A 7,977-nucleotide genomic window follows, 5' to 3' on the forward strand; every position below is an offset into this window, starting at 1 on the left:
TTTCACATCGACCAATAGGGCCTGCGACTGATTGAACGCCCTCTTTCATATCTTGGATACTGTCAGAGTTGACAGGTCGTCCTTTTACAGAGCCCAAGCAGCGACTGCCCGCCAGAAAAGCCGGGGGTTCAAACCAAGGGAGTATTCGCCAAGCCCGGGCCGCATCCCGTGCCAGCACATTTAGTTAGCCTGCTTTCTTTTATCCTCACCTCGCGCCATGATGAGGCTCTCTTACCGCCGCCCGCGAACGAGCCCCATGCCCACGCCCTCCTCTGCTCCCAGTTCCCTATCGATCACCCTGCAGATCGTCTCCATCGTTTTCTACACCTTCATCGCCTTTCTCTGCATCGGCCTGCCGATTGCCGTGCTGCCCGGGTATGTGCACGAACAGCTGGGCTTCAGCGCGGTGGTGGCCGGGTTGACGATCGGTTCACAGTACCTGGCGACCCTGCTCAGCCGTCCCATGGCCGGGCGGTTGTCGGACAGCGTCGGCACCAAGCGGGCGATCGTCTACGGGCTGTCGGGGATTGTGCTCAGCGGCGTGCTGACGCTGCTCTCGACCTTGCTGCAAAGCTATCCCCTGCCCAGCCTATTGATTCTGATTGTTGGGCGCCTGCTGCTTGGCGTGGCCCAAGGGCTGATTGGCGTGGGCACCATCAGTTGGTGCATGGGCCAGGTGGGTGTGGAGCACACCGCCCGCTCGATTTCCTGGAACGGCATCGCCTCGTACGGGGCCATCGCTATTGGCGCGCCGTTGGGGGTGGTGATGGTCGGTGAACTGGGGTTCGCCAGCCTGGGCGTCGCTTTGTCGCTGCTGGCCGGGGCGGCACTGTTGATCATTCGCAACAAGCCGTCGGTGCCGGTCATTCGCGGCGAGCGCTTGCCTTTCTGGGCGGTGTTTGGGCGCATTGCGCCGTTCGGGGCGGGCCTGAGCCTCGCGTCGATCGGCTACGGCACGCTCACCACGTTCATCACACTGTTCTATATCAGTCGCGGCTGGACCGGCGCGGCCTGGTGCCTGACGGTGTTCGGTATCTGCTTCATCCTCGCGCGATTGCTGTTCATTTCCAGCATTGCCCGTTTCGGCGGCTTCAACTCGGCCATTGCCTGCATGAGCATCGAAACCCTCGGGCTGGTATTGCTATGGCTGGCGCCGACCACCGCATTCGCCCTGGTCGGTGCTGGGCTGGCCGGTTTCGGGCTATCGTTGGTATACCCGGCGCTGGGGGTGGAGGCCATCAAGCAAGTGCCGAACACCAGCCGCGGCGCCGGCTTGAGCGCCTACGCGGTGTTCTTTGACCTGGCGCTGGCGATTGCCGGCCCGTTGATGGGGGCGGTGGCGTTGAACCAGGGCTATTCGTCGATCTTCTTCTGCGCCGCCTTGTTGTCCGTCACTGGACTGGGCCTGACTTTGCTGCTGCGTCGCCGAGCTATAAACGCACCTTATTGATCGGCCGTCCTCATCCCCGCCCGGGTTGGCTTGCCCAAGGCCTCGCCGAAGAAGCGACTGGCCTCGGAAATCATGGTGCGGTGGATGTCCTTGCGGTCGACACCGTCAGCATCCGTGCAGAGCGCGGGCATCGCGGCGATCTGCTCATCGGTGCAGGGTGCGAGGAAGACAAAGTGCCCCGCGCCAGCCAGGGTCTTGAAGTCCGGCGCAGTGGGCAGCTTGCGGGCCAGAGCGGCAGCATTCTTGTCGAAAGCCACGAGCTTGTCGCCATCGCCGCTGTACAGCAACACCGGCACATGGACATCGGCCAACGTATGACGACCGAATTTGAGGCTCAACGGTGCCATCAGCAGCAGCGCCCGGACCCTGGGGTCGGCCACTGGTTGCAGGTCATCGCGATCAGCGATCAATTCGCCTTGGGTATTGCAGGCATCACGGTCGTCCGGCCGTTCCACGCAGTAGCGGCGCAGGCGATTGAGGTCCGGCGTCGCACCGGACAGGATCAGCGCGGTTTCACCACCGGCCGAATAGCCGATCACCCCGACCTGCCCGGCGTTGACGAACGGCGACAGCATCGGATCATTGAGCGTTGCGGTGATGGCTTCGGAAATCTGGATCGGCCGCCCGTACAGGTTGCTCAGGGTGCCGAGCCGGCTGTGATCCTGGGCATTGTCGCCGGGATGAATCACCGCCACCACGACAAACCCCTTGCGTGCCAGCGAGGTGGCTAGGTCATGCAGGGCCAACGGCGTGCCGGTGTTGCCATGGGACAGCATCAACAGCGGAAAGCGGCCGATGGCGATCTGGGCGTCTGGCGCGGCATCGATCTGGTAGCCACCCAGCAGGCTGGACTGTTCCCGGTCGGTGGACGGATAAAAGGCGATGGCGTGCATCGGCTGCTGATCCAGCGGATCGAGAAAGCTCAGCTCATGGAAACCGGCGCTCCAATGCGGATGTGGGCCCGGTGCGGCCTGCACTGGACCGAGACTGGCGAACAAGCAAAGCAGCAGCGCTGCACCAAAACGTATCATCGAATCATCCACCTTCACCAGCGCACGGGAAGGCCCCGTCGCTCGCAGTCTTGGCCGTGCATAACCTGCGCCAGAAATCCAGGCGCCGAATGCAGTAAAACCCTGCATCCCGGCCATCCAATGACGACGAGAATACAGGGTTTTACGAAGGTTGCCCGAAGCGCTTGCTGCCTTTACGCAGGTTTTATGCAGCGGCGAACTGTTCGCCGATCTGCGCCTGGGCTTCGTTCATGCCCTTATTGCGCATGTCATCGCCCTTGGCCAGCCCTTCCGCACGGACGAATTCGATGTCGGTGATGCCAAGGAAGCCGAACATCACCTTCAGGTATTCCTCGTGCCCCACGCTGCTTGGCTGGCCGGCATGCAAGCCACCCGCGGTGGAAACGATCACCAGCTTCTTGCCACCACACAGGCCTTCGAAACCGGCTTCCGTGTAGCGGAACGTCTGGCCGGCCACGGCAATACGGTCGATCCAGGCTTTGAGTTGGGTCGGAATGCTGAAGTTATACATCGGCGCGGCGATGACCAGCGCATCCGCCGCCTGGAACTCTGCCATTGTCTCGGTGCTAAGGTCGGCTTCGTACTTGAGCGCAGCGTCGCGCAACTCGGCGCTGGTACCAGCGGCGATCAGGGTCTGGGCGGAAAAATGGCTGATGGCGTCGGCGGCCAGGTCACGGTAAGTGACGGTGATGCCTGGCTCGGCAGCTTTCCAAGCCTCCACCACTTCACGACTCAATTGGCGGGAAGCGGAGTTGTCGCCGAGGATGCTCGAATCGATGTGCAGCAGTTTCATATCAATGCTCTCCAAATGAGGACCGCAACCAGGCGATCAATTGGCGACCATCCTATCGATGAAGCCAATTATCGATAAGTCAGCATAAATGCGATAGTTTGTCCCACTGACAGGACAATCGAGTTCAACATGCAAGACCTCAATGACTTGTATTACTTCGCCAAAGTCGTCGAAGCCGGCGGTTTCGCGGCGGCTGGGCGCGCGCTGGGCATTCCCAAGTCACGGTTATCGCGGCGTATCGCTGAGCTGGAAGAACGCCTCGGCGCCCGGTTGCTCCAGCGCACCACCCGCCAATTGAAATTGACCGCGGTCGGCGAACGTTATCTGCGCCATTGCCAGGCCATGTTGCTGGAGGCCGAGATGGCCGACGAAGCGGTGGCGAGCATGTCCAGCGAACCCCGCGGCCGATTGCGGGTGTCGAGTCCGGTGGGCTTGGCCCACCAGTTCCTGCCGGCGATAATCGAAACCTTCCTGGTGAAATACCCTTTGGTGCAACTGGATATGACCCTGCTCAACCGGCGGGTGGACTTGATCGGTGAAGGCATCGATGTGGCGTTGCGCGTGCGCGATCTGGGGGACGAGGATCCCTTACTGATGACCCGGCGCCTGCGCCAGGCACGGCTGATGATGGTTGCCAGCCCGGCCTTTGTCGCAGGACGGCGGATCGAAACCCCGGACGATCTCAAGCAATTGCCGGTGCTGGGGGCATTAGAAGCCGATCGCCAGGTGCACCTGCGCCTGGTCAGCGCCGATGGGCAGCGTGTGGAACTGAGCCTGGAAGCCCGCCTGGGTATCGACGACTTCATTGTGCGCCGGGCCTGCACCCTCGCCGGCCTGGGCTTCACTTTATTGCCGAGCATGTATTGCGAGCAGGAATTGCAGGACGGCACACTGGTGGAACTCTTGCCTGGATGGTCATCGCCCGATGGCTGGCTCCAGGCGGTCTACCCGCATCGGCGTGGCGTGCTGCCAGCGGTGCGTGCATGGATCGATCATTTGGTGGAAGCCTTCGAGGGCTGTGGAGATAGAACGATATGAAGTTGAGCGAAGAGGATGTCGCGCAGTTTTGCCTGGGCCTGCCCGGCGCCAGGGAGGACTACAAATGGGGCGGCGTGCGGGTGTTTTCCATTGCCGGGAACAAGATGTTCGCCCTGCAGGGCCTGCGAGGCGACTCGCTGGCGTTCAAGGTCGACAAGGATCTGTTCCTGGGCCATTGCGACCGGCCGGGCATTCACCCCGCGCCTTACCTGGCGCGGGCCCAGTGGGTCATCATGCAAGTGCCCTACCCGCTGGGGGCCGAAGAGTTGCGTGGCCTGCTGCAACGCTCACACCAATTGGTGGTCAGCAAATTGCCCAAGCGCACCCAGGTGGGCTTGTTGCTCTAGTCATTCAGAACAGAGAGCTGCCCAGGAACAGCTGGTCGATCCAGAACACCTGGTGCAACAGCACGATGAACCAGAACACGACCTGAAACGACACTTTGCGAGTCTTGTGGCGAAACAACTGCTGGGCCAGCAAGGCTCCCGGCCAACCGCCGGCCAGCTCCACCGCATGCAGCACGTTCTCCGGGGTGCGCCAGGTGTCGGCGCGCGCCTTGCGCTTGTCGCTCCAGTACAGCAGGAAAGCCACCACGCTGACGCCGCCATAAGCCACCATCGGCACCCACGACACCGCCCGCAGCCCCAACAGGAGCGAACCGAACAACGGCAAGGCACAGAGCAGCGCAAACACTATCAGTTTGAGCCGCAGATGCTGCACGGTGCCTTCAGCATTGCGCCCGGCGTGTTTGCGCCTGCCTGATGGGTTCATGGCTTGGCAGCGGTCCAGTCCACCCAGCCGAACTGCCAGGTTGCCAGGATCAACAGGCCGAAGGCGATTCGATACCAGGCGAACACGGCGTAGCTGTGGCTGGCGATGAATCGCAGCAGGCCCTTGACCGCAATCATGGCGAAAATGAACGCGGTGACGAAGCCAATGGCGAACACCGGGAAATCCGCCGGGACGAACAGTTCACGGTATTTGTAGCCCGAATAGACCGCCGCCCCAACCATGGTCGGCATCGCCAGGAAGAACGAAAACTCGGTAGCGGTTTTACGCGACAGCCCGAACAGCAGGCCACCGATGATGGTCGCGCCGGAACGGGAGGTGCCTGGGATCATCGCAATGCATTGGGCCAGGCCGACCTTTAGCGCATCTTTCCAGGAGATCTCGTCCACCGTTTCGGCGTGCACCTGGTGCTGGCGCTTCTCGGCCCAGAGCATCACCAGGCCGCCCACCACCAACGCGGTGGCCACCGTGACCGGGTTGAACAGGTAGTGGTGGATCCAGTCGGCGAACAGCACGCCCAAGACCACGGCGGGCAGGAAGGCGATCAGCAGGTTGGCGGTAAAGCGGCGGGCGCTGGGTTGCGTCGGCAGGCCCAGCACCACGTCAAAGATCTTGCGGCGGAACTCCCAGACCACCGCCAGGATCGCGCCGAGCTGGATGATAATGTTGAACGCCATCGCACGCTCGCCACCGAACTCCAGCAAGTCGGCAACAATAATCTGGTGCCCGGTGCTGGAAATCGGCAGAAACTCCGTCAAGCCTTCTACTACGCCAAGAATCAGTGCCGAAAAGGCGGTCCACAAATCCATTCATCCCCCAAAAAAGACGCTGTTCATGCAGGTCTTATCAATATTCAAGTGTCATGCAGGTCCCCTCGCAGCGGGTGCACGATAACCGCGACCTTTCAAAAAAAACCAATGAAAAATGAGAACCGGCTCAGGTTTTGCGCTGCGGGGCCGAAATCCTATCAGACAAGCCCTGATAACGCTGCCGCGTTGTGACTCAGGTCAATGACCGATAGCGGCCGGGCGCTACAGTGCCGGCCGTCGATATGACAAGAATAAAAAACCGGAGTGACAGCGTATGAATAGCTTGCGCAGTGTGTCGATCAGCCGACGCTTGTGGCTCATCCTGGTCGTGGCCATCGTGATGTTGTTCACGCTCGGCGCCTTGATGCTTAAACAGATCCACAGCGACCTCTACCAAGCCAAGGTGCAGAAAACCCAGCATGTGGTACAGACCGCCAGCGGCGTGCTGACTTACTACCAAGGCCTGGAAGCTGCCGGGACCCTGACCCGTGACGCCGCGCAAAAGCAGGCCCTCAGCGCCGTACGTGGCCTGCGCTATAACCAGAGTGACTATTTCTGGATCAACGACCTGACGCCGGTCATGATCATGCACCCGACCAACCCGAAGCTTGAAGGCCAGAATCTCTCGGCCATCCGTGACCCGAACGGCTATGCGCTGTTCAACGAAATGGTTGCCATCGCCAAGTCCAAAGGTGCCGGCATGATCAATTACCTCTGGCCGAAACCGGGCGCCGAGGCCCCGGTGGGCAAGACCTCCTACGTCCAACTGTTCGAGCCCTGGGGCTGGATCATCGGCTCAGGCGTGTACGTGGATGACGTCCAGGCCGAGTTCCAATCCCAGGTGATCAAGGCCTCGGTGGTTGGACTGGTCATCACCCTGCTCATGGGCCTGCTGTTGACCCTGATCGTGCGCAGCATCGTCGGCCCGTTGCAGGAAACGGTCAACGCCATGGCCAACATCGCCAGCGGCGAGAGTGACCTGACCCGCACCCTCGACACCCACGGCCAGGACGAAGTCACTCAACTGGCGCGGCATTTCAACGCCTTTACCGCCAAGTTGCGGCAAGTGGTGACTCAACTGCAAGCTTCGGCCAGTGCGCTGGGGCAATCCTCCAGTGAATTGGGCAACGACGCGGCGCAGGCCCAGGAACGCAGCCAGCAGCAGTCGCAACAAATGGAGCTGGTGGCGACCGCGATCAATGAAGTGACCTATGGCGTGCAGGACGTGGCCAAGAACGCCGAGCACGCGGCCAATGAGATGCGCGACGCCGAATCCCAGGCCCAGCAAGGCCAGGTCAACATCGATGGCAGCTTGCAGCAGATCGACCGCCTGTCCCAGACCATCGACCAGGCGGTGGAAGTGATCCGCACCCTGGCGAGTGAAAGCACCCAGATTGGCAGCGTGCTGGAGGTGATTCGCTCCATTGCCGAGCAGACCAACCTGCTGGCCCTCAACGCCGCGATCGAAGCCGCCCGCGCCGGCGAACAAGGCCGGGGCTTCGCGGTGGTCGCCGATGAAGTGCGGCTGCTGGCCCAGCGTACTCAGAAGTCCACTGCAGAGATCCAGGCGATGATCGAGCGCCTGCAAACCCATTCCGAAGCCGCCGTGAAAGTCATCGGCGACAGCAGCCGTGCTTCGCAACTGACCATCGAACAGGCCGGCCTGGCCGGTGCCAGCCTCAACGCCATCGGCCAAGCCCTGCGCAATCTCAACAGCCTGAACGCCTCCATCGCCAGCGCCACGTTGCAACAGGCCCATGTGGTGGAAGACATCAACCAGAACGTCACCCAGGCTGCCGGCCTGTCCCACAGCACGGCCATGGCCGCCGAACAATCCAGCCAGGCAAGCACCCGCCTCAAGGCATTGAGTGAACAGTTGAACGGGTTGCTCACGCAGTTCCGGGTCTAAAGATCGGTAGCCCCCTGTGAGAGCGGGCTTTTGATTAGAAGAAGCGGAACGCGGAGCGTCCCTGGCGGCGTTCCCACGCGGAGTGAGGAACGATCTTCCACCGTCCCCGCGACCCGATCGTTCCCACGCTCTGCGTGGTAATGCATCCCGTGACGCTC

The 7,977-nt window shown here is 61.6% G+C and carries 8 protein-coding genes; 4 read left to right on the top strand and 4 right to left on the bottom strand.

Going from position 1 to position 7,977, the window contains the following annotated elements; translation table 11 throughout:
• Positions 1–256: 256 nt before the first annotated feature.
• Positions 257–1,450 carry an MFS transporter gene (locus BT116_RS28035; RefSeq protein WP_072348835.1) on the top strand — a complete coding sequence of 398 codons (1,194 nt, stop codon included), beginning with the start codon at positions 257–259 and terminating at the stop codon, positions 1,448–1,450.
• Here BT116_RS28035 and BT116_RS28040 read toward each other — a convergent pair.
• Together BT116_RS28040 and BT116_RS28045 are read right to left on the bottom strand one after the other, a co-directional pair.
• The gene (locus BT116_RS28040) at positions 1,444–2,481 is read right to left on the bottom strand and encodes an alpha/beta hydrolase family protein (protein ID WP_072348837.1); all 1,038 of its coding nucleotides are present in this window, start codon (positions 2,479–2,481) and stop codon (positions 1,444–1,446) included. The genes BT116_RS28035 and BT116_RS28040 overlap by 7 nt on opposite strands.
• 184 nt (positions 2,482–2,665) lie before the next feature.
• Positions 2,666–3,274, bottom strand: coding sequence for an FMN-dependent NADH-azoreductase (locus BT116_RS28045; protein ID WP_072348839.1), 609 nt, complete (start codon positions 3,272–3,274; stop codon positions 2,666–2,668).
• A 129-nt stretch (positions 3,275–3,403) separates the two neighbouring features.
• On the opposite strand from BT116_RS28045, the gene BT116_RS28050 reads away from it, so the two are divergent.
• Together BT116_RS28050 and BT116_RS28055 are read left to right on the top strand one after the other, a co-directional pair.
• Positions 3,404–4,312 (top strand): LysR substrate-binding domain-containing protein, encoded by a 909-nt coding sequence (locus tag BT116_RS28050; RefSeq protein WP_072348841.1) that lies wholly within the window; start codon positions 3,404–3,406, stop codon positions 4,310–4,312.
• Complete coding sequence (locus BT116_RS28055) at positions 4,309–4,659, top strand: MmcQ/YjbR family DNA-binding protein (RefSeq protein WP_057449922.1); 351 nt, start codon at positions 4,309–4,311, stop codon at positions 4,657–4,659. Before BT116_RS28050 ends, BT116_RS28055 begins: the two co-directional genes overlap by 4 nt.
• A gap of 4 nt (positions 4,660–4,663) precedes the next feature.
• Here the strand turns inward: BT116_RS28055 and BT116_RS28060 are convergent, their stop codons facing one another.
• Both BT116_RS28060 and BT116_RS28065 read right to left on the bottom strand, forming a co-directional pair.
• Positions 4,664–5,083, bottom strand: a complete 420-nt coding sequence (locus BT116_RS28060) for a DUF1294 domain-containing protein (protein ID WP_072348843.1) — start codon at positions 5,081–5,083, stop codon at positions 4,664–4,666.
• A complete protein-coding gene (locus BT116_RS28065) occupies positions 5,080–5,910 on the bottom strand; it encodes an undecaprenyl-diphosphate phosphatase (protein WP_072348844.1) in 831 nt (276 codons plus the stop codon). The genes BT116_RS28060 and BT116_RS28065 overlap by 4 nt, the downstream gene beginning before the upstream one ends.
• A gap of 274 nt (positions 5,911–6,184) precedes the next feature.
• Between BT116_RS28065 and BT116_RS28070 the strand changes: the two genes are divergently transcribed.
• On the top strand, positions 6,185–7,819 hold the full coding sequence (locus tag BT116_RS28070; RefSeq protein ID WP_072348846.1) for a methyl-accepting chemotaxis protein: 1,635 nt from the start codon (positions 6,185–6,187) through the stop codon (positions 7,817–7,819).
• Positions 7,820–7,977: the final 158 nt, after the last annotated feature.

The organism is Pseudomonas sp. NFACC16-2 (assembly GCF_900119205.1).
Lineage (GTDB): Bacteria > Pseudomonadota > Gammaproteobacteria > Pseudomonadales > Pseudomonadaceae > Aquipseudomonas > Aquipseudomonas fluorescens_Q.

What these genes read in the sequence shown, in the direction of transcription:
- BT116_RS28040 (WP_072348837.1), bottom strand. Translation starts at nt 2,481, where the DNA reads ATGATACGTTTTGGTGCAGCGCTGCTGCTTTGCTTGTTCGCCAGTCTC.
- BT116_RS28050 (WP_072348841.1), top strand. Translation starts at nt 3,404, where the DNA reads ATGCAAGACCTCAATGACTTGTATTACTTCGCCAAAGTCGTCGAAGCC.
- BT116_RS28065 (WP_072348844.1), bottom strand. Translation starts at nt 5,910, where the DNA reads ATGGATTTGTGGACCGCCTTTTCGGCACTGATTCTTGGCGTAGTAGAA.
- BT116_RS28055 (WP_057449922.1), top strand. Translation starts at nt 4,309, where the DNA reads ATGAAGTTGAGCGAAGAGGATGTCGCGCAGTTTTGCCTGGGCCTGCCC.
- BT116_RS28045 (WP_072348839.1), bottom strand. Translation starts at nt 3,274, where the DNA reads ATGAAACTGCTGCACATCGATTCGAGCATCCTCGGCGACAACTCCGCT.
- BT116_RS28070 (WP_072348846.1), top strand. Translation starts at nt 6,185, where the DNA reads ATGAATAGCTTGCGCAGTGTGTCGATCAGCCGACGCTTGTGGCTCATC.
- BT116_RS28060 (WP_072348843.1), bottom strand. Translation starts at nt 5,083, where the DNA reads ATGAACCCATCAGGCAGGCGCAAACACGCCGGGCGCAATGCTGAAGGC.
- BT116_RS28035 (WP_072348835.1), top strand. Translation starts at nt 257, where the DNA reads ATGCCCACGCCCTCCTCTGCTCCCAGTTCCCTATCGATCACCCTGCAG.